This is a genomic window from Streptomyces sp. SAS_281 (assembly GCF_052542855.1).
On record NZ_JBMNDO010000020.1, the window covers coordinates 16,489 to 41,097 of the forward strand.

Sequence of the window (24,609 nt, forward strand, 5' to 3'; positions counted from 1 at the left end):
GGACGCGCGCGTCCCGGCCGTGCGGGCTGCAATGGACGGGTGACCGCGCCCCCCGACGACTGCCTCGCGCGCAATGAGTGGGTCTGCGGCGCCTACCTCAGCAGCCGACGCCACATCCTCTGGGAAGCGGCGTTGCAACATGTGCAGCTCACCGCGGTGTCCGTGCTCATCGGGCTCGTCCTCGCCCTACCGCTCGCCCTCGCCGCACGACGCTGGCACTGGGCCGCCGGGCCCGTGCTCGGCGTGACGACGATCCTCTACACCATCCCGTCGCTCGCCATGTTCTCGCTGCTGCTGCCGGTGTACGGGCTCTCGGCCTCGCTCGTCGTCGCGGGCCTCGTCCTCTACTCGCTGACCCTGCTCGTACGCAACGTCCTCGCCGGGCTGCGCGCCGTCCCGGAGGAGACCCGGCAGGCAGCGCGCGGCATGGGCTACGGACCTGTCCGGCTGCTCGTCGCCGTGGAGCTCCCGCTCGCCCTGCCCGCCGCGATGGCCGGGCTGCGCATCGCGACCGTCTCCGCGGTCTCCCTGGTCACCATCGGGGCGATCGTCGGCTACGGCGGCCTCGGCAACCTCATCTACGCCGGGATGAACACCTATTTCAAGGCCCAGGTGCTCACCGCGTCCGTCCTGTGCGTCGTCATCGCCGTCGCCGCCGACCTGCTGCTTCTGCTGCTGCAACGCCTGCTCACCCCGTGGACGAGGAGCCGGTCGTGAACACCCTGGCGGACGCCTGGTCCTGGCTCACCACCGCCGCGCACTGGCACGGCCAGGACGGCATCTGGGCCCGGCTCGGCCAGCACCTCTACCTCACCGCTGTCTGCCTGCTGATCAGCTGCCTCATCGCGCTGCCCGTCGCGCTGCTCCTCGGCCACCTCGGCCGGGGCGGCGCCCTCGCCGTCAACATCTCCAACGTCGGGCGCGCCGTGCCCACCTTCGCCGTCCTGGTGCTGCTCCTGCTCACCCCGGTCGGCCGCTGGGGCGAGGGCCCGACGGTGGTGGCGCTGGTCCTGTTCGCCGTGCCCCCGCTGCTCACCAACGCGTACGTCGGCATGCGCGAGGTCGACCGGGACGTCGTCCGGGCCGCCCGGGGCATGGGCATGACGGGCCGCCAACTGCTTCTCCAGGTCGAGGTGCCACTCGCCCTGCCCCTCATCCTCACCGGAGTGCGCATCGCCGCCGTCCAGCTCGTCGCCACGGCCACCATCGCGGCCCTCGCGGGCGGCGGAGGGCTCGGCCGCATCATCACCGCCGGGTTCAACCTCGCCTCCACCCCGCAGGTGGTCGCCGGAGCGGTCCTGGTCGCCGCGTTCGCGCTGGTCGTCGAGGGGGTCTTCGAAGCGGCCCAGCGGTTCGCACCGCGGCGGTTCGGGCTGCGCGCGGCGGAGGAGGCCGCATGAGGGCCGGAGCCCGCGTCCGGGCGGGCCGCCCGCTCGCCGCGCTCCTGCTGCTGGCTGCCACCGCCTGCACCACCGGACCTACGCTGGAGAACCAGGGCGCGGTCACCGCCCCGCCCGGCGACAGCAAGCACCTGACCATCGGCTCAGCCGGGTTCACCGAGAGCGACCTCCTCGCCCAGATGTACGCCCTGCTGCTGGACCGCGCCGGATACTCCACCGGGATCATCTCCGTCACCAACCGGGAGATCTACGAACCCGCCCTCGAGAACGGCCAGATCGACGTGGTCCCCGAATACGCGGCCACCTTCGCCGACTGGCTGAACGCCAAGGAGCACGGCGCCGACGCCGCCCCCGTCGGCTCGCCCGACCTCGCCGCCACGATGAAGGCCCTGCGCGCCCTGGCCACGCCACGCGGGCTCACCGTCCTCGACCCCGGCAAGGCCGTCGACCAGAACGCGTTCGCCGTCACCGCCGCCTACGCCCGCGAGCACCACCTCAGGACGCTCAGCGACCTCGGCCGCTCGGGACTGCCCGTACGCCTCGCGGCCGGCGACGAGTGCGTCCAGCGCCCGTACTGCGCCCCCGGGCTGAAGAAGACGTACGGCATCGACATCACCGCCGTCGACCCCAAGGGAGTCGGCACCACGCAGGCCAAGCAGGCCGTGCAGAGCGGCCGCGACCAGATGGTGCTGACCACCACCACCGACGCCACCCTGGACGACTTCGGGCTCGTCCTCCTCGCCGACGACAAGCACCTCCAGAACGCCGACTACCTCGTCCCCGTCGTCAACCGGGCCCGCGCCGGCGGCGAAGGCGTGCGCAAGGCCCTCGGCAAGCTGAACACCGTCCTCACCACCGCCGACCTGGCCCGGCTGAACGAGCAGGTCGACAGCTGGCGACGGCTCCCCGAGGACGTGGCCCGCGCCTACCTGCGCTCCGAGCACCTGCTCCCCGGCGAGAAGGACTGAGACCGCGGAGCCGCCCGGCGTGGACCGATGAATCCGCGCCGCCGCACCGGTCAGTATGCCGACACCACCCATCGGAGAAGGCGGAGCGATGAGCACCCTGCGCGAAGTTCTCGGCAAACAGGTCCGCGACGGTTCGGTCCCCGGCGCCGTGGGCCTCGTGGCGCGCGGCGGTCACGCGGACGTGGTGGCGGCGGGCAGCGCGGGCACGGACGACGGCGCGCCGATGGCCCGGGACTCGGTCTTCCGGATCGCCTCGCTCACCAAGCCGGTCACGGCCGCCGCAGCCATGATGCTGGTGGAGGACGGGCGGATCGCGCCGGCCGACCCGGTCGCCCCCTGGCTGCCCGAGCTGGCGGCACCCGTCGTCGTGCGCACCCCGGACGGCCCGGTGGACGACGTGGTCCCGGCCTCCCGCCCCATCACCCTCCTCGACCTCATGACGTCGCGCGCCGGGTACGGATTCCCGTCCGACTTCTCGCTGCCCGCCGTCCGCCCCCTCTTCGGCGAGCTGAAGCAGGGCTCGCCGCTGCAGCGCGGAGTCCTTCCCCCGGACGCCTGGATGGAGACGCTCTCGCGCATCCCACTGCTCTCCCAGCCGGGCCGGGAGTGGCTGTACAACACCTGCTCCGACATCCTTGGCGTGCTCATCGCCCGGGTCGCCGGTCAGTCACTGCCGGAGTTCTTCGCCGAGCGGATCTTCGCCCCGCTCGGCATGAACGACACCGGCTTCGCGGTCCCGGCGGACAAGCTCGGCCGCTTCACCGCGCTGTACAGGCCCACCGCGGACGGCGGGTTGGAGCTGATCGACACCCCGGCCGGGCAGTGGAGCGGCATGCCGGACTTCCCGTCCGGCGCCGGCGGACTGGTCTCCACCGCGGACGACCTGTACGCCTTCGCCCGCATGCTGCTCGGCGAAGGCATGGTGGAGGGCCGGCGCCTCCTGTCTCCCGCGTCCGTGCGGCAGATGACGACGGACCACCTGACCCCCGCACAGCGCGAGGCGAGCGGGCTGTTCACCGAGGGACAGGGCTGGGGTTTCGGCGGCGCGGTGGACATCGACAGGACCGCCCCGTGGAACGTGCCGGGACGCTACGGCTGGGTCGGCGGCACCGGCACCACGGCGCACATCGTCCCGGCCACGGGCACGGTCGCGATCATGCTCACCCAGGTGGAACTGACCGGCCCCACGCCGCCGCGGACGATGCGCGACTTCTGGCGGTACGCCGCGGACGCCTGACCGGCCACCGGGGCGGCCTCAGGCATCCGCCACCGAGTCGAACCCCACCTCGTCGCGCCCCACGCCCTGCGCGTCCGCGTCCACCGAGCGCCGCAGGGCCTCGTGGAGCTTCGCCGGGGTCAGCACGCCGAGGAACCGCGCCCCGTCCAGCACCGCGATCCACCCCGCGTCCCGCTGGAGCATCTCGCTGAACGCCCGCTTCAACGGCGCGCCCACCGGCACCCACGCGTCCATCCGGCGAGCCAGCTCGCCCACCGTCCCCTGGTCCCCGGCGATCCGCAGCGCGTCCGCCGCCACCCAGCCGTGCAGCTCGCCCGCCCCGTTCAGCACGACCGCCCAGCGCGCGCCGGCCGCGCCGAGCCGGGCCGCCGCCACTTCCGCCGGTTCGTCCAGGCGGGCCACCGGCGGCTGCTCCAGGTCGGCCGGTTCGATCGCGGTGACCGACAGCCGCTTCAGCCCGCGGTCCGCGCCGACGAACTCCGCCACGTAAGGGGTCGCGGGCGCCCCGAGCACCGCGGCCGGCGTGTCGAACTGCTCGATGCGCCCCTGCCCGTACACGGCGATGCGGTCACCCATCCGCACCGCCTCCTCGATGTCGTGGGTGACCATCAGAACCGTCTTCCTCACCCTCGACTGGAGCTTCAGGAATTCGTTCTGCAGCCGCTCGCGCACCACCGGGTCCACCGCGCCGAACGGCTCGTCCATCAGGAGCACCGGCGGGTCGGCGGCGAGCGCCCGCGCCACGCCGACGCGCTGGCGCTGGCCGCCGGAGAGCTGCGCGGGGTAGCGGGAGCCGTACACCGACGGGTCGAGGCCCACCAGATCCAGCAGCTCGGCCGCCCGCTCCCGGGCCCTCGATCGCTTCCAGCCGACGAGCGCCGGCACGGTCGCGGTGTTGTCGAGGACCGTCCGGTGCGGAAAGAGCCCCACCTGCTGGATGACGTAGCCGATGCCGCGGCGCAGCTTCACCGGGTCGGTCTTCGCGATGTCCCGGCCGTCCACGAGGATGCGGCCCGAGGTGGGTTCGATCAGCCGGTTCACCATCATCATCGTGGTCGTCTTGCCGCAGCCCGAAGGGCCCACCAGGGTGACCAGTTCTCCCTCGGCGACCTCGAAGGACAGCGCGTCGACCGCGGTCGTGCCGTCCGGATAGACCTTGCCGACCTGCTCGAACCGGATCATGAGAGCACGGTAGGAGCCGGGTGCCCCGGCCGCACACGGGCCGCGACCGTCCGGGGCACACCGGTGTGCTGAACTGTCCGGGAACCGTCCGATCCAGGAGCACCCTTGAACAGCTACCGGCAGCCCGGCCTCGTCCTCACCGACCATCGCTTCACCGTCCCGCTCGACCACGCCGACCCCGGCGGTGAGCGGATCGAGGTCTTCGGTAGGGAGGTCGTGGCCGCGTCCAAGGCCGGCCAGGAGCTGCCCTGGCTGCTGTACCTGGAGGGCGGGCCCGGCTTCGGCGCCCGGCGCTTCACCGGAGCCGAGGCATGGCTCGGGCGGGCGGTGCGGGAATTCCGGGTGCTCCTGCTCGACCAGCGCGGCACCGGCCTGTCCACCCCGGCCAACCGGCAGACCCTGCCGCTGCGGGGCGGGCCGCGCGAGCAGGCCGACTACCTCGGCCACTTCCGCGCGGACAGCATCGTGCGGGACTGCGAGTTCATCCGCCCGCGGCTGACCGGCGGCGCGCCGTGGACCGTTCTCGGCCAGTCCTTCGGCGGTTTCTGCGCCGTCCGGTACCTCTCGGCCGCCCCCGAGGGGCTGGACACCGTCCTGATCACCGGCGGTCTGCCCTCCCTCGACGCCCACGCGGACGACGTCTACCGGGCCGCGTACCCCCGCATCGCACGGAAGGTCGCCGCGCACTACGCCCGCTACCCGCAGGATGTCGAACGCGCCCGGGAGATCACCGCTCACCTCGTGGAGCACCGCACCGAGAGCGGCGGGCACCGGCTGACGGCCGAGAGCTTCCAGTCCCTCGGCATCATGCTCGGCGGCGGCAGCGGCAGCCACCAGCTGCACTACCTCCTGGAGAACGCCTTCGTCCGCACACCGCACGGCACCGAGCTGTCCGACACCTTCCAGGAGGCCGTGCGCGCGGCGACCTCGTTCGCCGGGCACCCCCTGTACGCCCTCATGCACGAGGCCATCTACGGCCAGGGCGGGCGCCCCACGGACTGGGCGGCCGAGCGGGTACGCGCCGAGTTCCCGCGGTTCGACGCCGCGACAGCCCTCGCGGGCGACGGACCGGTCCTGTTCACGGGTGAGTCCATCCACCCGTGGCACTTCGAGGTGGACCCCGCGCTCCGCCCGCTGCGCGAGACGGCCGAGCTCCTCGCCGCCCGCACCGACTGGGAGCCGCTGTACGACCCCGAGCGCCTGGCCGCCAACGAGGTCCCGGTGGCCGCCGCCGTCTACCACGACGACATGTACGTGGACACCGCCCACGCGCTGCGCACCGCCGCCGCGATCCGGGGGCTGCGCACCTGGGTGACCGACGAGTTCGAGCACGACGGGCTGCGCGCGGGCGGGCCCCGGGTACTGGACCGGCTGCTCGCGCTGGTCCGCGACGAGGTCTGACGCACACCGTCCGGGGCCGGCCGCAGGGGGCCGGCCCCGCGAGGTCTCAGCCCTGGAGGGCGTCCAGCGTCGCGTTCAGGCTCGGCGCCGAGCGCGGCGCGCGGTTGTGCGGGAGCTTCGACAGCGCCGCCCCCATCCCGCAGGTGTCGGTGACGGCGGAGAAGACGAGCCCGGAGCCGACACCGGCGGACAGCCAGCGCGCGGCGGGGTACCTGAGGCCGGCCAGCAGCCCGGCCACCACGAGCGAGCCGGCCGCCAGCCGGACCTGGCGCTCCATCGGCCAGGTGGCCCGCGCGCCCACCGGACGCTCCAGGCCGTGGCCCTCGCTCTCCCAGGCGGAGGTGCCGCCGCTGAGCGTCGCCGCGTCGATGTCGGCCGCGGACAGGATGCCGCAGGCCCGCGTGGAGCGATTGCCCGAGGCGCAGACCATGAGCAGCGCGCCGCGGGCGGAGGCGGACTTGAGCGCGGGCAGCGCCTGGTCGAGCCGGTCGAGGGGTATGTTCAGCGCCCCCGGCACGTGCCCGGCCGCGTACTCACCGGGTGCGCGTACGTCGATCACGGTGAACTCCGTGAGCCGGGCGGCCGCCTGGGCGGGGGAGAGGGATACGGGGCTGGTCACGAGCTGTGTTCCTTTCGTTCACCGGGGTGCGGGAGAGATCTCGCTCTCTCCTGCCCCGGACGGCCAAGGATACCCCCCTGGGTATCGAAGCCGGTCGTGTCACGGGTCTCACCCCCCGCCTTGCCGGTTAGCCTGCGGATATGACCGAGCAGCTGAAGCCCATGCCCGAGGACTGGCGGCGCGCGCTCGCCGTGGTCGCCCACCCCGACGACCTGGAGTACGGATGTGCGGCAGCGGTGGCCGGCTGGACCGACGCCGGACGCGAGATCACGTATCTCCTCGCGACCAGGGGTGAGGCCGGTATCGACACCCTGGAACCGGAGGAGTGCGGGCCCCTGCGCGAGCGGGAGCAGCGTGCGAGCGCGGCGGCCGTCGGCGTCTCCCGTGTCGAGTTCCTGGACCACCGGGACGGCGTGGTCGAGTACGGGGTCCCGCTCCGTCGGGACATCGCGGCGGCCATCCGCCGGTACCGTCCCGAGCTGGTGATCACGCTCAACCATCGTGACACCTGGGGTGGTGTCGCGTGGAACACGCCCGACCACCGCGCCGTCGGCCGCGCCACGCTCGACGCCGCGGCCGACGCGGGCAACCGCTGGATCTTCCCGGAGCTGGGGGAGCGGGGCCTCGCCCCGTGGGACGGGGTGCGCTGGGTGGCTGTGGCGGGGTCGTCCACGCCCACCCACGCGGTGGACGCGACCGCCGGCCTGGAACGGTCCGTGCGGTCCCTCCTGGCCCACCGCACGTACATCGAAGTCCTCACGGACGAGGATCCCGAGACCTACTGCCGCACCTTCCTCACCGGCAACGCCGAGGCCGCCGCCGAACGCTTCGGCGGACGTCCGGCGGTCCCGTTCGAGCTCTTCGCCCGGTAGTCGCACAGGGGGCAGTCGGCCGTAAAACCGCAGGTCCACGCATTGATGTTGTCCAGACCATTGACATGTCAGCGCCAGGATGTTGAATTCAGTCACGTTGTGTTGCGCGACTCTGGTGACTTGAGTGACCAATGGAGGATCTGTGACGCCTCGCCCGCCCCGCATCACCGCACTCACCGCCGCGGCGACCCTGCTCGCCGGCGGCCTGCTGGCCGCCGGGCCGTCCGCCCGAGCGGACGACGCCCCGCCCGCACCGGCCAAGGCCCAGGACACACCTGCGATCACCCCGGCCCCGCAGTCCGCCGAGCCCCGCCCGGACCGGGTGGTCGTCACCCCCACCGTCACCCTCGTCGCCGGCGGGACGGCCGACGGGCCCACGCTCGACGTGGTGGAGACGGCCCTGCGCGAGGCGGGCGCCCAGCACGTCGTCCGTGCGAAGCGCCCGGCCCCAGGCCGGCTCACCGTGTACGCCGGTGACGCCGCCGCCCTCGCCGCGCAGAAGCTCGACGGGCCCGCCGCACTGCCCGCGGAGGGCTATGTCCTCGGGATCGGCGCCGGCCGGATCGTCCTTGCCGGCAAGGACGCCACCGGCACCTACTACGCGGCGCAGACCCTGCGCCAGGTCCTGCCGCACAGCAAACACCCGGGCGGCAAGGTCGCCGGACTCGCCGTGCGCGACTGGCCCGGCACCGCGCTGCGCGGGGTCATCGAGGGCTTCTACGGCACCCCCTGGTCGCACGAGGCCCGCCTCGACCAGCTCGACTACTACGGCGAGCACAAGATGAACATCTACGTGTACTCGCCCAAGGACGACGATTACCTCCGGGCCAAGTGGCGCGACCCCTACCCCGCCGACCGGCTGGCCGAGATCAAGGACCTCGCCGACCGGGCGGCCCTGCGGCACGTCGAGTTCACCTACGCCCTCTCACCCGGCCTCTCGGTGTGCTACAGCTCCGACGCGGACGCGAAGGCGCTCGTGGACAAGTTCCGGACGATGTGGGACATCGGCGTCCGCACCTTCGCGGTGCCACTGGACGACATCAGCTACACCAACTGGAACTGCGACGCCGACAAGGCGAAGTGGGGAACCGGCGGCGGCGCGGCCGGTGCCGCCCAGGCCCATCTCCTCAACCGGGTCAACCAGGAGTTCATCGCCACCCATCCCGGCGCCCAGCCGCTCCAGATGGTCCCGACCGAGTACTACAACGTCAGCTCGTCGGCGTACAAGACGGCCCTGTCCGAACAGCTCGACCCCGATGTGCTGGTCGAGTGGACCGGGGTCGGCGTCGTCGCCCCCACCATGACGGTCGCTCAGGCGGACGCCGCTCGGAAGGTGTTCGGGCATCCGATCCTGACCTGGGACAACTACCCGGTCAACGACTACGCCACCGACCGGCTGCTGCTCGGCCCCTTCAACGGCCGGGAGAAGGGACTGCCCGGGCGGCTGGCCGGCATCACCGCCAACCCGATGATCCAGCCGTACGCGTCGAAGCTCTCGCTGTACACCGTCGCGGACTACGCGTGGAACGACGCCGCCTACGACCCGCGCGAGTCCTGGGGCAAGGGCATCGAGGAGTACGCGGGCGGCGACGCCCGGACCGCGAAGGCGCTGCGGGCCTTCGCGGACGTCAACTACAGCTCCGCGCTCAACACCGCCAAGGCGCCGGAGCTGTCCGCCGCCTTCGCGCGCTACTGGGAGTCCGGGGACGCGGGGCGGCTCGACTCCGTCCTGGCCTCGCTGGGCGCGGCCCCCGCCCGGCTGCGCGCGGCGCTGCCCGACCGGGGCTTCATCGCGGACGCCGGCCCCTGGCTGGACGCCACCGAGTCCTGGGCGACGGCCACGCGCACCGCCCTGCGCATGGTGGAGGCCGCCCGCGCAGGGAAGGGCGCCCAGGCGTGGGAGCTCCGGCAGCAGCTGCCCGCACTGGTGGAGCGCGCCGCCTCGTTCACGTACACCGGGCTCGACGGGCGCAAGGTGCCGGTGCTGGTCGGCGACGGGCAGCTGGACGGGTTCACCGACGCCGCCACCGCCGAGTACGACCGGCTCCTCGGTGTCAGCGGCAGGCCCGCGGCCTCGACCAGCCTGGGTACGTACCAGAGCAACACCGTGGCCCGGATGCTCGACGGCGACGACTCCACGTACTTCTGGAGCGACGGGGCGCCCGCGGCCGGGGACCAGCTGACCGTCGACCTGGGCGAGTCCCGGGCCATCGGCTCCGTCACGCTCGCCATGGCCAAGCCGGGCAGCACCGACGACTACCTCCACGAGGGTGTCCTGGAGTACTCGGAGGACGGCAGGAACTGGCAGAAGCTCGCGGACTTCTCCGGCAGGCCCGACGTCACGGCGGCCCCGCCCGCCGGGACGAAGGCGCGCTACGTGCGCGCCCGGGCGACCGCCGGGCAGAGCAGCTGGGTCGTCGTCCGCGAGTTCCAGGTGGCGACCACGGACGGCGCGGTCACCGGCAACCCGCCCGCCGCCGACGGCTCCTCGCTGCGCGCGGCGGCCGACGGGGACCCGGGCACCGTGTACCGGGGCGCGCGAGCGGCCGGGAACGGTGAGTCGCTGGAGGTGGACCTCCTCGCGGCGCGGCCGGTCGGCTCGGTGACGGTGCTGCGGCCGTCCGGCTCCGAGGGCACGGCCGACGTCCAGCTACGTATGGCGGACGGCGACTGGCGCACCGTGGGCGCGCTGAGCGGCGCATACACCGCCATCGACACCCCGGGGAGCACCGCCGACGCGGTACGCCTGGCCTGGCGGGGCGGGACGACGGCGCCGCAGGTCGCCGAGGTGGTCGTGGGCAGGTAGCCCCCGCGTACGGCCGTGCGCCCGGCGCCCCGCACTCCTCGCGGCGGGGCCGGGCGCACGGCCGTGTCCGGGACCGTTGTCCGCAGGTTGTTCCCAGAGGGGCAAGCGACCGCTTAGTATGCGCCGGAGCAGTGGTAATGCCGACAGTGTTGTGGAGGCCCCTCATGCAGGCATGGCGAGTGCACCGGAACGGCGAGCCGAGCGAGGTGATGCGGCTGGAGGAGACGGACCGGCCGGTGCCCGGCGGCGGGCAGGTGAGTGTCGAGGTGCTCGCGGCGAACATCAACTTCCCCGACGCGCTGCTCTGCCGGGGCCAGTACCAGGTACGGCCCCCGCTGCCGTTCACCCCGGGCGTCGAGATCTGCGGCCGCACCGAGGACGGACGCCGGGTGCTCGCGACCCCCGCCCTGCCGCACGGCGGCCTCGCCCAGTACGTCGTCGCCGACGAGGCGGCCCTGCTGGACGCTCCGGACTCCCTGGACGACGCGGAGGCCGCGGCCCTGCACATCGGCTACCAGACCGGCTGGTTCGGGCTCCACCGGCGCGCCCGGCTGCAGGCGGGGGAGACCCTGCTCGTACACGCCGCCGCGGGCGGGGTCGGGAGCGCCGCCGTCCAGCTCGGCAAGGCCGCCGGCGCCACCGTCATCGGCGTGGCCGGCGGACCGGAGAAGGCGAAGACCGCCGCCGCGCTCGGCTGCGACCTGGTCATCGACCGGCGCAGCGAGGACATCGTCGCGGCGGTCAAGGAGTTCACCGGCGGCCGGGGCGCCGACGTCGTCTACGACCCGGTCGGCGGGGACGCCTACGCCAAGTCCGTGAAGTGCATCGCCTTCGAGGGGCGCGTCGTCGTCGTCGGCTTCGCCTCCGGCACGATTCCCACCCCCGCGCTCAACCACGCCCTCGTGAAGAACTACTCCGTTCTCGGGCTCCACTGGGGCCTCTACAACACCAAGGACCCGCAGGCCGTGCGCGACTGCCACCGGGAGCTGACCCGGCTCGCGGCCGAAGGCGTCATCAAGCCGCTGATCAGCGAGCGGGCCGCGATGGACGAGGCGGCGTCCGCGGTCCAGCGCGTCGCCGACGGCACCAGCACCGGCCGCATCGTCGTCCTCCCGTCAGGAGCCGCCCGATGACCGCACCCGACGCCGCCGGACTGCGCCGCCGCACCCGCGAACTGCTCGCCGCGCACCCCCCGGCGACGACCGAGCGCACCGACTTCCTCAAGGCGCGCTTCGACGCCGGACTCGCCTGGGTGCACTACCCGGCCGGGCTCGGCGGCCTGGACGCCCCGCGCTCCCTCCAGCCCGTGGTCGACGCCGAGCTCGCCGCCGCCGGCGCCCCCGACAACGACCCGCGCCGCATCGGAATCGGCCTCGGCATGGCGGCCCCGACCATCCTCGGCTTCGGCACCGACGAGCAGAAGAAGCGGTTCCTGCGCCCCCTCTGGGTGGGCGAGGAGGTCTGGTGCCAGCTCTTCAGCGAACCCGGCGCGGGCTCCGACCTCGCCGCCCTCGGTACGCGCGCGGTGCGCGACGGCGGGGACTGGGTGGTCGACGGGCAGAAGGTGTGGACCTCCAGCGCCCACCTCGCGCGCTGGGCGATCCTCATCGCCCGGACCGACCCCGACGCGCCCAAACACCGCGGCATCAGCTACTTCATCTGCGACATGACCGACCCCGGCGTCGAGGTCCGGCCACTCCGTCAGATCACCGGCGAGGCCGAGTTCAACGAGGTCTTCCTCACCGGGGTGCGCATTCCCGACAGCCACCGGCTGGGGCCCGTCGGCGAGGGCTGGAAGGTCGCCCAGACCACCCTCATGAACGAGCGGGTGTCCATCGGCGGCTCCCGCATCCCCCGCGAGGGCGGCATGATCGGCCCGGTCGCCAGGACCTGGCGCGAACGCCCCGAGCTGCGCACCCACGACCTGCACCAGCGCCTGCTCACCCTGTGGGTCGAGGCGGAGGTCGCCCGGCTCACCGGTGAGCGGCTGCGCCAGCAGCTCGTCGCAGGCCAGCCCGGCCCCGAGGGCTCCGGGATGAAGCTCGCCTTCGCCCGGCTCAACCAGGAGATCAGCGGCCTCGAAGTGGAACTCCTCGGCGACGAGGGCCTGCTGTACAGCGACTGGACCATGCGGCGGCCCGAACTGGTCGACTTCACCGGCCGCGACGCCGGCTACCGCTACCTCCGGTCCAAGGGCAACTCGATCGAGGGCGGTACGAGCGAGGTGCTGCTCAACATCGTCGCCGAGCGGGTCCTCGGTCTCCCCTCCGAGCCCCGCAACGACAAGGACGTCGCCTGGAAGGACCTCTCCCGATGACCGCACAGCACGAAGCCGGCCACGCACCCGACCTCCTCTACTCCGAGGCCGAGGAGGACCTGCGCGCCGCGGTCCGCTCCCTGCTCGCGGACCGGGCCGCCGCGCCGTCGGTGATCGCCCGCACCGAGTCCGACACGCCGTACGACCCGCAGCTGTGGAAGGCGCTCGCCACCGGCATCGGCGCGGCCGGACTTCTCGTACCCGAGGAGCTGGGCGGCCAGGGGGCCACACACCGCGAGGCCGCCGTCGTCCTGGAGGAGTTGGGCCGCAGCGTCGCGCCCGCACCGTTCCTGACCAGCTCCGTCGTCGCCACCGAGACGTTGCTGGCGCTCGGCGCGCAGGACGGGCCGGCCGCCGAACTCCTCTCCGCACTCGCCGAGGGACGCAGGGTCGCGGTGGTGGCCGTGCCGTTCGCGGCCGCTTCGGCGGACGCGGCGCGCGTGCGGGCGTCCGCCGCGACCGGTGCCCTGGAGGGGACGCTCGGCCCCGTCGCCGACGCGGCCGCCGCCGACGTGCTCCTGGTCCCCGCGGCCGACGGCCTGTACGCCGTCGCCACGGACGCGCCCGGCGTCCGGGTCGAACCGCTCGTCGCGCTCGACCTCACCCGCCCGCTCGCCACCGTCACGCTCGACGGCGCCACCGGGACCCGCCTCGCGGACGCCGGGGCCGGACGGCGCGCGACGGACCGCGGGCTGCTGGCCGGGGCCGGGCTGCTCGCGTCCGAACAGCTGGGACTCGCCGAGTGGTGCCTGACCGAGACGGTGCGACACACCCGGGAGCGCCACCAGTTCAACCGGCCCATCGGCTCCTTCCAGGCGCTCAAACACCGCATGGCGCACCTCTGGCTGGAGGTCGTCTCGGCCAGGGCCGCCGCGCGGAACGCGGCCGACGCCCTGGCCACCGGCAGCCCCGACACGCCGTTGGCCGTGGCCGTCGCGCAGGCGTACTGCTCGAAGGTCGCGGTCCACGCCGCCGAGGAGTGCGTGCAGTTGCACGGCGGGATCGGGATGACGTGGGAGCACCCCGCGCACCTCTACCTGAAGCGGGCCAAGGCCGACGCGACCGCGTACGGCACGGCGGGACGCCACCGGGACACCGTCGCCGCGCTCATGGAACTGCCGGCGCCCTGAGGTTTCTCCCGCAGGGGGGCGCGGGAGGACCCGCGCCCCCCTGCGGGGCTCCCCTCTTCCCCGCCTCGGCGGCCCCGACCCAAGACCTACCCGTTTGGCGGACACGCCGATACGCCGGTCGTCCCGCGCCCTGCGCCACACTGACGCCGAATGCCGCACATCAGGCGCGGCGGCGGAGGAGGTTGGCCATGGCAGTCTCGATCTCAGTGGTGCTGCTTCTGCTGATTCTCGCGGTGGTGTTCCTCCGCCACGGCGGAATGAAGCTCTCGCACGCGCTGGTGTGCGGAATGCTCGGATTCCTCCTCGCGGGCACCAGCATGGCCCCCACGATCCAGGACGGCATCACCGCCACCGCCGACGTCGTCAGCGGCATCCGCCCCTGACCGCGCGCGCGACGCATCCCGGCGACCGGTCCCGCACCCGTACGGGCCCGGTCACTCGGAGCCCGCTGCCTGTTCGGGGCCGGGTTGCGGCACGGGAACCGTCGCCGCCGAACCCCGCCGGACCGCCTCGACGGCGGCCGCGTGCAGGGCCCGGCTCGCTTCCTCCGACGGACAGGGCACGGGACTGCCCGCCATGGTGAACCAGTCGGCCGCATCGGTGTACTGCACGGTGATCTGCGCCGTGCCCTCGGCCCAAGTGGTATGGATGGTCAGGTCACCGGACAGCGGCCCGACCTCCTCGGTGAGCACGCCGCCGTGCCCCGAATACACTCCGCGTGTTGTCCAGGACGCCCAGGTCATGCATTCAGGCTCGCACCGATACGGCCGGATCGCGACCCGCGTCACCAGGGAATTCGCACTGTCGTCGCATCTTCGCCCGGCGTGCACGAAATCCCCCCGATCCCCGCCGACACGCGGAGCCGGGGCGGGATCGCGGTCGATCGGGTGACACTGCCCGGTCATTCCACATGCCGGAGCCGCGCGGCGGTTAAGCATGCGGGCATGACATGTGACTCCCCCTCCAAGAACACCGGATTCCTCCGTGCCCACCGCGTGCGCGCCGCCGGGGTCGCCTGCGTCGTGGTCACCGCCGCCCTGCTGACCGGCTGCGGCCAGGACAGCGGCAGCACCTCCGCGAGCACGAAGACCTCGGAGGCGGCCCGCGCCGTGCCCGAGGCCACGAAGAGTCCGTCCCCCAGCGCCTCCCCGGGGCAGATGACCGAGGACCAGAAGGAACGCAAGGAGCTGATCTCCGCCACCAAGATCACCTACGACAAGGCCATCACCACGGCCGAGGGCGCGGTGCAGGGCAGCAAGCTCGTCGAGCTCGAACTCAAGGGCCCGCAGGACGCGGACGACGACGAGAGCGCGAGCCCCTCGCCGACGGGCAGCCCGTCGCCCACCGGCAGCCCCTCGCCGACCGGCAGCGCCACACCGGGTGCCGGACCGCAGTGGGTCGCGACCGTCGCCGCCAAGAGCGGGGCGAAGCACAAGGTCCGCATCGACGCGGTCTCGGGCAAGGTGGTCAGCTCCTCCGAGGACTCCGGCCAGGACACCGCGGACAAGGCCAAGACGGTCAAGCGGTTGGCCGAGGCCAAGCAGACGCCGCAGCAGGCGGCGAAGGCCGCGCTGGCGAAGAAGAAGGGCACGGTGACGTCCCTGGACCTGGACGACAACGACAAGGACGTCCTCGTCTGGAAGACCGATGTCGTCACCAAGGACTGGAACAAGACCACCTTCGACATCGACGCGTCGAACGGCTCCGTCACGCACGAGGAGACGGACAGCGACTGACGTCCCCCCGCTCCGAACGCCCCCGGTCCGCACGGACCGGGGGCGTTCGTGTCAGGCCGAGGCCGCGGGCTCCTGCTGATCGCCCGCCGCGTCCGGCGAGGCGAACTGCGTCCGGTACAGCTCCTCGTACCGGCCCCCCGCCTCCAGCAGCGCGGTGTGCGTACCCCGTTCCACCACCCGGCCCTCCTCCACGACCAGGATGAGATCGGCGGCCCGGACCGTCGACAGCCGGTGCGCGATCACCAGGGCGGTGCGCCCCTCCAGAGCCTCGGCCAGGGCCTCCTGCACGACCGCCTCGGACGTGGAGTCGAGGTGCGCGGTCGCCTCGTCCAGGATGACCACCCGCTGCCGGGCCAGGAGCAGCCGGGCGATCGTCAGCCGCTGCCGCTCACCGCCGGAGAGCCGGTAGCCGCGCTCGCCCACGACCGTGTCGAGTCCGTCGGGCAGCGACGCCACCAGACCGTCGAGCCGGGAGCGCCGCAGCGCGTCCCAGATCTCGTCCTCGGTGGCACCGGGCCTGGCCAGCAGGAGGTTCGCGCGCACCGAATCGTGGAAGAGATGCCCGTCCTGCGTGACCATGCCGAGCGTTTCACGCACCGATGCGGCGGTGAGATCCCGTACGTCGACGCCGTTCAGCCGGACGGCTCCCTCGTCGGTGTCGTAGAGCCGGGGCAGCAGCTGGGCGATGGTCGACTTGCCCGCGCCCGACGAGCCGACCAGCGCGACCATGTGGCCGGGCTCGGCCCGGAACGAGACGTCGTGCAGCACCCGCGTGCCGCCCCGGGAGTCCAGCGTCGCGACCTCTTCCAGCGAGGCCAGCGACACCTTGTCGGCGGACGGGTAGCCGAAGGAGACCCCGTCGAACTCCACGGACACCGGCCCCTCGGGCACCGTACGGGCGTCCGGCTTCTCGGCGATCAGCGGCTTCAGGTCCAGGATCTCGAAGACCCGCTCGAAGCTCACCAGCGCGCTCATCACCTCGACCCGGGCACCCGCCAGCGCCGTCAGCGGGGCGTAGAGCCGGGTGAGCAGCAGCGCCAGCGTCACGACCGCGCCCGGTTCCAGGCTGCCGTGCAGCGCGTAGTAGCCGCCCAGCCCGTAGACGAGGGCCAGGGCCAGCGCGGACACCAGGGTCAGCGCCGTGATGAACGTGGACTGCGCCATCGCCGTACGGATGCCGATGTCCCGTACCCGGCCCGCCCGCGCCGCGAACTCGGCGGACTCGTCGGCGGGCCGGCCGAAGAGCTTCACCAGGGTCGCGCCCGGCGCCGAGAACCGCTCGGTCATCTGGGTGCTCATCGCCGCGTTGTGCGCTGCCGCCTCGCGTTGCATGCGCGCCATCCGCGAACCCATCCGCCGGGCCGGTACGACGAACACCGGCAGCAGCACCAGCGCGAGCAGCGTGATCTGCCAGGAGATCGTCAGCATCACCGCGAGTGTCAGCACCAGCGTCACCACATTGGAGACCACTCCCGACAGCGTGTTGCTGAACGCCCGCTGCGCGCCGATCACGTCGTTGTTGAGCCGGCTCACCAGCGCCCCCGTCCGGGTCCGGGTGAAGAAGGCGACCGGCATCCGCTGCACATGGTCGAAGACCGCCGTGCGCAGGTCCAGGATCAGCCCCTCGCCCAGCGTGGCCGACAGCAGCCGGGTCAGCAGCCCGAGCCCCGCCTCCGCCACGGCGATCACGGCGATCACCAGGGCGAGACGGACGACCGTGCCGCTCTCCTTGCCCTGCACGATGGCGTCGACCACCCGGCCCGCCAGCATGGGCGTCGCCACGGCCAGCAGCGCGGTGACCACGCTGAGCAGCAGGAACCGGTAGAGCTGGCGCCGGCGCGGACGGGCGAACTCGGCGATCCGGCGCACGGTGGCCCGGGAGAAGGGGCGGCGGTCCGCTTGCGCGTTGATCGCGCTGTGCAGCGACGACCACGCGGTGACTTCCATGCTCATACGGGTGCCTCCGGGGCAGGACGGATCGGTACGGCCCCGGCGGCGGTGCGGACCGGGGTGTGCGGAGAACGTTAGAAGCTCAATCGAACTTGAGGTCAAACTTCCGGTGCCCCGTGCGGGCTCGGCGTCGGACCTGCGTAGAATCGGCCCCTGTTTCCGGCCGGACCACGGCAGACACGACCGATTGAGGCAGTTCGACGTGAGTTTCACAGACAGTACCGACGCACCGATCTACGCCGGTCTCGTGGAGGAGCACGGGGATGTACCGGCCGAGGTGCGCCGGGTGGCTGAAGAGACCATGCGGGAGGCCGACCGGGCCATCGACTTCAGCGATATCCGCAGGTCACCGGCGTACCGCTAGCCCACGAACCGTCCCGTCAGGGCTTGCGTCCGAGCGCTTCCCCGCCCGTCGGAGACCCCGGCAGGCCCGCGCGGACGGCCCCGCCCGCACCACCCGCCCGGCACACTCCGGCGGCGGCGCGGGGACGTCTCGCCCTGCGGACCCGGCTCTCCCGTCGGAGCATGGAACGAACAGCCGCCGACGACATCGGGACGAAGGGAAGCCGGATGGGTGGTGAACGGCATGAGCCACCGACCGACGCGTCCGAGGCCGAACTGGACCAGATCGAGGCGCTGAACCGGATGCAGGCACCGGGCCCCGGCCCGGCGCTCCCCTCGGGCCTCGACAGCGGGACCCGGGGCGACGGAACGCCGGAAGAGGCCAGACGCCGCGACTCCCTGCTGCTCTCCGCCGGACACGCGGTCGCCGCCGCCGACACGCTCGACGAGGCCCTGAGACTCGCCGCCGGCCTGTACGCCCCCGATTTCCCGCTGGACGGCCAGTGCGTCTTCGGCAGCGCCGAGGGCAACCTCACCGCGATCGGGCAGTACGGATTCCGGCCCGGCGGCGCGGGCCGCGGCTTCCGTATGCCCATGAACACCGGCTACCCGGCAGCCGAGGTGGCCAGGACCGGGCGCGCCGTCTACCTGGGCTCCCCCCAGGAGTACCGCCGTCGATTCCCGGCGACCTGGCACCTGTCCGCACGCAAGGGCCGCGAGGCGTGGGCCTTCCTGCCCCTGGTCACCGCCGGCCGGGTCGTCGGGGTCTGGCTGGCCGCCTTCCGCGCCCCCCTCGACTTCACGGCGAGCGAGCGCGCCCTGCTCACCGTCACCGGACGCATGATCGCCCAGGTCCTCGAACGGGCCCGGGCCAGCCGCGCCGAACTGGAGCTCTCCCGGGGCCTGCGCCGCAGCATGCACACCGCCGGCGCGGCCCTGACCGGGCTCAGCGTCGCCACCCGTTACGTGCCGACCGGCGGCGGCCTCATGGTCGGCGGTGACTGGTACGACACCATCGACCTGCCGAACGGCCGGATGGCCGTCGTGATGGGCGACGTCCAGGGACACGACGTGCACGCCGCGGGGCTCATGGCCCAGCTGCGTACCGCCGTGCACGCCTACGCGGCCGAGGGGCACGGGCCCGACGCGGTCCTGGCGCGCGCCTCCCGCTTCCTGACCACCCTGGACGAGGACCGCTTCGCGACCTGCCTCTACATCGAGGCCGACCCGTCCACCGGTGACCTGCTCATCGCCCGCGCGGGCCACCCGCACCCCGTCCTGCGCATGCCGGACGGCACGTGTGTCCTCAAGCACGTGAGCGGCGGGCTGCCACTCGGACTCATGCCCGGCGAGGAGGACTACCCCGTCGACGTCGTGCGCCTGCACGAGGGCGAGATCCTCATGCTGTGCACCGACGGGTTCATCGAGAACGGCGGCCACGACATGTACACCGGCTGGGTGCGGGTGCGCGACGCGTTCTCGCCCGGTCCCGCGGACGACCTGGAGGGCATGGCCGACCGGCTCATGGCGGCCGTCGTCGACCCCGGCCCCGGCGCCCGGGAGGAAGCCGTCGCACGCGACGGCGACGACATCGCCCTCCTGCTGCTGCGCCGCGACGCCATCCACGCCCGCGCCGAGGTCAGCCAGCGCCGGCTGATGCTCACCGTCGGCCAGGATCAGGGCGAGGGTCTGGCCGAGGCCCGCGCCGAGCTCAAGGCGCTGCTGCACGACTGGGCGCGCCCGGACCAGATCGACACCGCCGTGCTCCTGGCGACCGAACTCCTCGGCAACGTCCTCGTGCACACCGACCAGGACGGCGCCCTCAACGCCACTCTGTCCGGCGAGACCGGCGCACGCCGACTGATGGTCGAGGTCATGGACCGCGGCGACGAGCTGCCCCACCAGCGCACCCCGGGCGAGCTCGCCTCCTCGGGCCGCGGCCTGCTCCTGCTGGACATCCTCGCCGACCAGTGGGGCGTACGGCCCGAGCCGGAGGGGAAGACCGCCTGGTTCGCGTTGAACGAGGCCGCCCCGGCCGACGGTGGGGACGTGCCGGGCATCTGAGACCTGCCGAGCGCCCCGTGTCAGGTTGCGGCGCCCGGCCGCTGCGCCAGTACCGCGCCCAGGAGCAGCCCGGTGGCGATCGCGGTCACGAGGGTGACCAGTTCCGTGAGGTCGCGGAAGCCCTCGATCGCGTAGCCGCCCGCCAGCGCCGTCAGGCCTCGCATCCCGAGCGAGCCCACCGTCAGGGTGAAGAATCCCGGCAGCACCAGGACCAGACGGGGCGGGCCGCCCGGCCGGCGCGCCAGCCAGGTCGTGACCGTGCCGAGCGCGACCGCCGCCGTGAACGTGCCGCCCACGTCGCCGAGCAGCCGTGTGAAGCCCGTCTGCACGCCCACCGTCAGATATACGAGCACCAGGAGCACGCCCAGCAGCCGGGCGGGTACGGCGAAGGCCAGCAGGGCCCCCACGGTGAAGACGACCCAGCTCGCGAAGAGCGCCCAGCGCGGCAGGTCCGCCGCGGCCGCCACGTCGAACAGGTCCTGGCGCGGGCGGCCCGTGACGATCAGACCCAGGACCACGCCCACATAGAGCTGGACCAGGAGCGCCACCGCGTACACCAGGCGCACGGCGCCCGTCGTGAGGTACCCGGCGGCCAGTTCGGCCGCCGCCGCGCTGAGGTAGTCACCGGGTACGAAGAAGAACAGCGCCGGAAGCATCAGCAGCACCGGGCCGCCGTGCGCGGGGGAACGGGCGAACAGCTCCAGGGCGAGCAGCGAGACGGCCACCGCCGCGACCAGCGGCAGCACCTTCGCCAGCCGGGGCAGCCGGTCCGCCGCGACGGCCAGGCACGCGGCGACCGTGGCGAGGACCGCCGTGCTCCCGACCTCGTACCAGGTCGGCTGCATCAGCGGCGCGAAGCCCACCGAGAACAGCACCACCCCCAGGAGCTTCGCCCACCAGGGGTACGGGGGAGCGGCGCGGGTGATCGCGGTGAGGCGGCCGCCCGCCCTCCGCACGTCCAGCCGGCCCGCCGCCACCTCGTCCAGGAGCGGCTTGAGCGCCACCACCCGGTCCATCCGGAAGACCTCGGGGAACGCGCGCACCACGATGGCGGTGCTGCGACCGTGCGAGGTCACGGCGACCGTGGCGGCGTCGGGCAGCACCGCCACCGAGGCGGTGCCGCCGAGACCCCGGGCCGCCGAGGTGACGGAGCGTTCGACCTGTTCCGCTCCCTCGCCGCTGGTCGAGAGCAGGAGCCGGGTCAGTCCGTCGAGGAAGCCGACGAGGGCGCCGTGCTCGTCCCCGTGGTCCGCTCCCGGCCCGGCCTTCACCTCGTCAGCGCGCGGCGCGGGCGAAGGAGTGGAGGAAGAGGGCCTCCACATGGGCCATGTGCTCGATCTCCGTCGGGTCGACGCTCTCGTTCGGCGCGTGGATGAGGCACCGCGGCTCTTCGACGCCCATGAGGACGATCTCGGCCGAGGGGTGGGCGTCCGCGAGGACGTTGCAGAGCGGGATGGACCCGCCCTGGCCGAGGTACGTCATCGGCTTGCCGTACACCGCCCGCATCGCCTCGCCGAGCGCCCGGTACGCCGGACCGTCCGTCGCCGCGCGGAACGGTGCGCCGGACTGCTCCGGTTCCACCCCGACGCGTACGTCCCAGGGGGCGGCCCCGGTCAGATGATCCGTCAGCGCGCGCTGGGCGGCCTCCGGACCGGTGCCCGGCGGGATGCGCAGGCTCACCCGGGCCCGGGCGGTGGGCGGGACCGACGCGGACGAGCCCACCACGGGCGGGCAGTCGATGCCGAGGACGGTGACGGCAGGGCGCGCCCACAGCAGGTCGGACACCGAGCCCGTGCCGATGAGGGGCACGCCGTCGAGGACACCGGCGTCCTCGCGGAACTGCGACTCCTCGTAGCGCGCCCCCTCCCAGGTGCCCGAGGCGTCCAGGCCGCGTACGCGGGTGGCCCCGGTTTCGGGGTCGCGCAGGGTGGAGAGCAGCTGGATCAGGGCGGCCAGCGCGTCGGGGGCCGGTCCGCCGAACATTCCGGAGTGCACTTCGCCGGCCAGGGTGTCGACGGTGACCACGACGTTCACCACGCCGCGCAGGGACGTGGTGGCGGTGCCGGTGCCGACGGCCGCGTTGCCCGTGTCGCAGACCAGCAGGGCGTCCGCGGCGAACTCCTCGGGGTGCGCGGCCACGTACGCTTCGAGGCCGCCGGTGCCCTGTTCCTCCGAACCCTCGGCCACGAACCTCAGCCCGACCGGGATGTCGTCGCCGAGCGCGCGCAGGGCGGTGAGGTGCATGACGATGTTGCCCTTGCAGTCGGCCGTGCCCCGCCCGTACCAGCGGCCGTCGCGCTCGGTCAGTGTGAAGGGCGGCGTGGTCCACGCGTCGTCGTCCAGCGGGGGCTGCACGTCGTAGTGGCAGTACAGCAGCACGGTCGGGGCGCCGGGCGGAGGTGGGCGGTGCCCGAGCACCGCGTTGCTGCCGTCCGGGGTCTCCACGAGGCGTACGTCCCGCAGACCGGCCTCGGTGAAGGCGTCGGCCACCCACCGGGCGGCCCGGACGCACTCCTCGGCCGGGTACTGCCGGGGATCGGCGACGGAGGGGATGGAGACCAGTTCGGTCAGGTCCGTCCGCGCGCGGGACATCAGGCCGGAGATGCGTCCGGCGAGTTCGTCGGTGGCCATCAGCGCCTCACTGTGTTCTCGGTCTTGAGGTCGGCGATCTTGTCCTCGATCTTGTCCAGCTTGTCCGGGCAGTAGATCTCCAGGATCTTCGCCTCCGCCCGGATCGCCTCGGTGTCGCCGATCACGGGGCGCATGCCGGGGCCGGTGGCGCCGTTGGAGATGCTCATCTTCCACAGCGCGGACTTGAGCGAGGAGCCGGGTTTCTCGCAGACCTGGCCGCCGTCGTCGCCCAGGGTGCGCTTGATGGTGCCGACGTCGGGCCGGGGGTAGCCGGCCGCCTCGGCGGCGTCGGCGAGCTGCCCGGCCTTCTCCGTCGCCCTGTTGTTGGTCCTGACCTTCTCGTACCGGACGATGCCGACGACCACGAGCGCCACCAGGACGACGATCGCGCCGACGTAGAGCCAGCGGTGCTCGGAGGCGAAGCGGGTCGGGCTCATGACGCGGCCTCCTCACCGGCCGCCGCCGTGCGCCAGCCGGGTTTGCGCAGTTTCAGGAACAGCCACGGGATCAGCAGCCCGAGGACGACGAGCCCGCCACCGACGATGGCCACGTACACACCGACGCTGCCGCCGCCGAACTGGGAGGGCGGCACGAAGCCGATGGCCAGGGCCGCGAGCGACGCCAGCAGACCGACCGCGCACAGCAGGCCGAGTGCGGGGACTCGGTAGCCGCGCGGGTGGTCCGGGTGGGTCTTCCGCAGCCGGACGGCCGCCACGAACATCAGCAGGTAGACGATGAGGTAGACCTGCGTCGTGATGGTGGAGAAGATCCAGTAGACGCTGGACACGTTGGGGATCAGCGCGTACAGCAGCGCGATGACGGTGGTGACGACGCCCTGCGTGACCAGGATGTTCTGCTGGATGCCGTTCTTGTTGAGCCGCTGGAGGTACGGCGGCAGATAGCCCTCGCTGCGGGAGATCTCCAGCAGGCCCTTGGACGGCCCGGCCAGCCACGTCAGCATGCCGCCGAGCGCCGCCGACACCAGCATCACCGCCGCGATCGGCGTCATCCAGCCGACATGGAAGTGGGCGAAGAACGCGTCGAACGCCTGCATCACACCAGCCGTCAGGCTCAGCTGGCTGGCCGGCACCACCCAGCTGATCGCGAGCGCGGGCAGGATGAAGATCAGCAGTACCAGACCCATCGCCAGGAACATCGACTTCGGGTACTCCTTCGCCGGATCGCGCAGCGAGGAGACGTGCACGGCGTTCATCTCCATGCCGGAGTACGACAGGAAGTTGTTGACGATGAGCACCAGGCTGGCGAGCCCCGTCCACTGGGGGAGCAGGTGGGCCGAGGTCATCGGCGCGGCGGAGCCGTTCCCCTGTCCGAGGAACACGATGCCGAGCACGACCAGCACCGTGCCGGGGATCAGCGTGCCGATGACGAGCCCCCAGGAGGACAGGCCCGCCAGGGCCTTGGTGCCCCGGGACGAGACCCAGACGCCGGTCCAGTAGAGCACCATGATCACGATCGCGGTGTACACGCCGTTGGACGCCAGCGAGGGATCGATGACGTACGCGATCGTGGACGCCACGAATGCCAGGAGGCTCGGGTAGTAGAAGATCGTCATCGCGAACTGGCACCACACGGCCAGGAATCCGAGCGGCTTGGACAGCCCTTCGCTCACCCAGCGGTACACGCCGCCGGGCCAGCCCGAGGCCAGCTCCGCCGAGACCAGTGCGGTCGGCAGCAGGAACACGACGGCGGGCAGAAGATAGAGGAAGACACAGGCCAGTCCGTACACCGCCATCGTCGGCGCGGCCCGCAGGCTCGCCACCGAGGCCGTGGTCATCAGGGCGAGCGTCAGCCAGCTGATCCTCGGTGCTGCCGGCCGGTCCCTGGCGGCGGTGCGTGCCGAGTCCTTCGGCAGATCCGCCGGCATGTCCATCGCGCTCATGCGTACCTCCGGTCGCGATCCCACGGGTGCGGGCGTTCAGAACGCCAGCCTCGG

At 72.9% G+C, this 24,609-nt stretch carries 22 protein-coding genes; 14 read left to right on the forward strand and 8 right to left on the reverse strand.

Annotation, left to right across the window (positions count from 1 at the left end):
- Positions 1–39 precede the first annotated feature (39 nt).
- The 4 genes from ACN6LM_RS10240 to ACN6LM_RS10255 all read left to right on the forward strand — a co-directional run bounded on the left by ACN6LM_RS10240 (position 40) and on the right by ACN6LM_RS10255 (position 3,605).
- Positions 40–717 (forward strand): ABC transporter permease, encoded by a 678-nt coding sequence (locus ACN6LM_RS10240; protein ID WP_445064999.1) that lies wholly within the window; start codon positions 40–42, stop codon positions 715–717.
- A complete protein-coding gene (locus ACN6LM_RS10245) occupies positions 714–1,400 on the forward strand; it encodes an ABC transporter permease (protein WP_445065000.1) in 687 nt (228 codons plus the stop codon). Before ACN6LM_RS10240 ends, ACN6LM_RS10245 begins: the two co-directional genes overlap by 4 nt.
- Positions 1,397–2,368: an ABC transporter substrate-binding protein gene (locus tag ACN6LM_RS10250; RefSeq protein ID WP_445065001.1), complete on the forward strand. Its 972-nt coding sequence runs from the start codon at positions 1,397–1,399 to the stop codon at positions 2,366–2,368. The genes ACN6LM_RS10245 and ACN6LM_RS10250 overlap by 4 nt, the downstream gene beginning before the upstream one ends.
- Before the next feature lie 88 nt (positions 2,369–2,456).
- Complete coding sequence (locus ACN6LM_RS10255; protein WP_445065002.1) at positions 2,457–3,605, forward strand: serine hydrolase domain-containing protein; 1,149 nt, start codon at positions 2,457–2,459, stop codon at positions 3,603–3,605.
- Positions 3,606–3,623: 18 nt separating this feature from the next.
- On the opposite strand, the gene ACN6LM_RS10260 is transcribed toward ACN6LM_RS10255, so the two are convergent.
- Positions 3,624–4,787, reverse strand: a complete 1,164-nt coding sequence (locus tag ACN6LM_RS10260; protein WP_445065003.1) for an ABC transporter ATP-binding protein — start codon at positions 4,785–4,787, stop codon at positions 3,624–3,626.
- Positions 4,788–4,892: 105 nt separating this feature from the next.
- Here ACN6LM_RS10260 and ACN6LM_RS10265 point away from each other — a divergent pair, with 105 nt between their 5' ends.
- Positions 4,893–6,188, forward strand: a complete 1,296-nt coding sequence (locus ACN6LM_RS10265; RefSeq protein WP_445065004.1) for an alpha/beta fold hydrolase — start codon at positions 4,893–4,895, stop codon at positions 6,186–6,188.
- Between the two features lie 46 nt (positions 6,189–6,234).
- Here the strand turns inward: ACN6LM_RS10265 and ACN6LM_RS10270 are convergent, their stop codons facing one another.
- Entirely contained in the window at positions 6,235–6,807 is a 573-nt protein-coding gene (locus tag ACN6LM_RS10270; protein WP_445065005.1) for a rhodanese-like domain-containing protein, read from the reverse strand.
- Positions 6,808–6,947: 140 nt separating this feature from the next.
- Between ACN6LM_RS10270 and ACN6LM_RS10275 the strand changes: the two genes are divergently transcribed.
- The 6 genes from ACN6LM_RS10275 (at position 6,948) to ACN6LM_RS10300 (ending at position 14,315) form a co-directional block, all read left to right on the forward strand.
- Positions 6,948–7,679, forward strand: a complete 732-nt coding sequence (locus ACN6LM_RS10275; protein WP_445065006.1) for a PIG-L deacetylase family protein — start codon at positions 6,948–6,950, stop codon at positions 7,677–7,679.
- A gap of 142 nt (positions 7,680–7,821) precedes the next feature.
- On the forward strand, positions 7,822–10,485 hold the full coding sequence (locus ACN6LM_RS10280) for a beta-N-acetylglucosaminidase domain-containing protein (protein ID WP_445065007.1): 2,664 nt from the start codon (positions 7,822–7,824) through the stop codon (positions 10,483–10,485).
- Positions 10,486–10,649: 164 nt separating this feature from the next.
- On the forward strand, positions 10,650–11,618 hold the full coding sequence (locus tag ACN6LM_RS10285) for an NADPH:quinone oxidoreductase family protein (protein WP_445065008.1): 969 nt from the start codon (positions 10,650–10,652) through the stop codon (positions 11,616–11,618).
- On the forward strand, positions 11,615–12,802 hold the full coding sequence (locus tag ACN6LM_RS10290; protein WP_445065009.1) for an acyl-CoA dehydrogenase family protein: 1,188 nt from the start codon (positions 11,615–11,617) through the stop codon (positions 12,800–12,802). The genes ACN6LM_RS10285 and ACN6LM_RS10290 overlap by 4 nt, the downstream gene beginning before the upstream one ends.
- Positions 12,799–13,932: an acyl-CoA dehydrogenase family protein gene (locus tag ACN6LM_RS10295; RefSeq protein ID WP_445065010.1), complete on the forward strand. Its 1,134-nt coding sequence runs from the start codon at positions 12,799–12,801 to the stop codon at positions 13,930–13,932. Before ACN6LM_RS10290 ends, ACN6LM_RS10295 begins: the two co-directional genes overlap by 4 nt.
- Before the next feature lie 188 nt (positions 13,933–14,120).
- On the forward strand, positions 14,121–14,315 hold the full coding sequence (locus ACN6LM_RS10300) for a hypothetical protein (protein ID WP_164402877.1): 195 nt from the start codon (positions 14,121–14,123) through the stop codon (positions 14,313–14,315).
- A 51-nt stretch (positions 14,316–14,366) separates the two neighbouring features.
- Here the strand turns inward: ACN6LM_RS10300 and ACN6LM_RS10305 are convergent, their stop codons facing one another.
- The gene (locus ACN6LM_RS10305; protein ID WP_445065011.1) at positions 14,367–14,675 is read right to left on the reverse strand and encodes a hypothetical protein; all 309 of its coding nucleotides are present in this window, start codon (positions 14,673–14,675) and stop codon (positions 14,367–14,369) included.
- 201 nt (positions 14,676–14,876) lie between these two features.
- Here ACN6LM_RS10305 and ACN6LM_RS10310 point away from each other — a divergent pair, with 201 nt between their 5' ends.
- On the forward strand, positions 14,877–15,668 hold the full coding sequence (locus ACN6LM_RS10310; protein ID WP_445065012.1) for a PepSY domain-containing protein: 792 nt from the start codon (positions 14,877–14,879) through the stop codon (positions 15,666–15,668).
- A 51-nt stretch (positions 15,669–15,719) separates the two neighbouring features.
- On the opposite strand, the gene ACN6LM_RS10315 is transcribed toward ACN6LM_RS10310, so the two are convergent.
- Positions 15,720–17,621 carry an ABC transporter ATP-binding protein gene (locus tag ACN6LM_RS10315; protein ID WP_445065013.1) on the reverse strand — a complete coding sequence of 634 codons (1,902 nt, stop codon included), beginning with the start codon at positions 17,619–17,621 and terminating at the stop codon, positions 15,720–15,722.
- 199 nt (positions 17,622–17,820) lie between these two features.
- Between ACN6LM_RS10315 and ACN6LM_RS10320 the strand changes: the two genes are divergently transcribed.
- Both ACN6LM_RS10320 and ACN6LM_RS10325 read left to right on the forward strand, forming a co-directional pair.
- Entirely contained in the window at positions 17,821–17,982 is a 162-nt protein-coding gene (locus ACN6LM_RS10320; protein ID WP_164402861.1) for a hypothetical protein, read from the forward strand.
- Positions 17,983–18,188: 206 nt separating this feature from the next.
- Positions 18,189–20,024 carry an ATP-binding SpoIIE family protein phosphatase gene (locus ACN6LM_RS10325; RefSeq protein ID WP_445065056.1) on the forward strand — a complete coding sequence of 612 codons (1,836 nt, stop codon included), beginning with the start codon at positions 18,189–18,191 and terminating at the stop codon, positions 20,022–20,024.
- Between the two features lie 20 nt (positions 20,025–20,044).
- Here ACN6LM_RS10325 and ACN6LM_RS10330 read toward each other — a convergent pair whose 3' ends face one another.
- The 4 genes from ACN6LM_RS10330 to ACN6LM_RS10345 are packed head-to-tail and all read right to left on the reverse strand — an operon-like array spanning position 20,045 to position 24,555.
- Entirely contained in the window at positions 20,045–21,295 is a 1,251-nt protein-coding gene (locus ACN6LM_RS10330) for a threonine/serine ThrE exporter family protein (protein WP_445065014.1), read from the reverse strand.
- Positions 21,296–21,299: 4 nt separating this feature from the next.
- The gene (locus ACN6LM_RS10335; protein ID WP_445065015.1) at positions 21,300–22,655 is read right to left on the reverse strand and encodes a dipeptidase; all 1,356 of its coding nucleotides are present in this window, start codon (positions 22,653–22,655) and stop codon (positions 21,300–21,302) included.
- A complete protein-coding gene (locus ACN6LM_RS10340) occupies positions 22,655–23,092 on the reverse strand; it encodes a hypothetical protein (protein ID WP_445065016.1) in 438 nt (145 codons plus the stop codon). Before ACN6LM_RS10340 ends, ACN6LM_RS10335 begins: the two co-directional genes overlap by 1 nt.
- Positions 23,089–24,555: an APC family permease gene (locus ACN6LM_RS10345; protein ID WP_445065017.1), complete on the reverse strand. Its 1,467-nt coding sequence runs from the start codon at positions 24,553–24,555 to the stop codon at positions 23,089–23,091. The genes ACN6LM_RS10340 and ACN6LM_RS10345 overlap by 4 nt, the downstream gene beginning before the upstream one ends.
- Between the last annotated feature and the right edge of the window lie 54 nt (positions 24,556–24,609).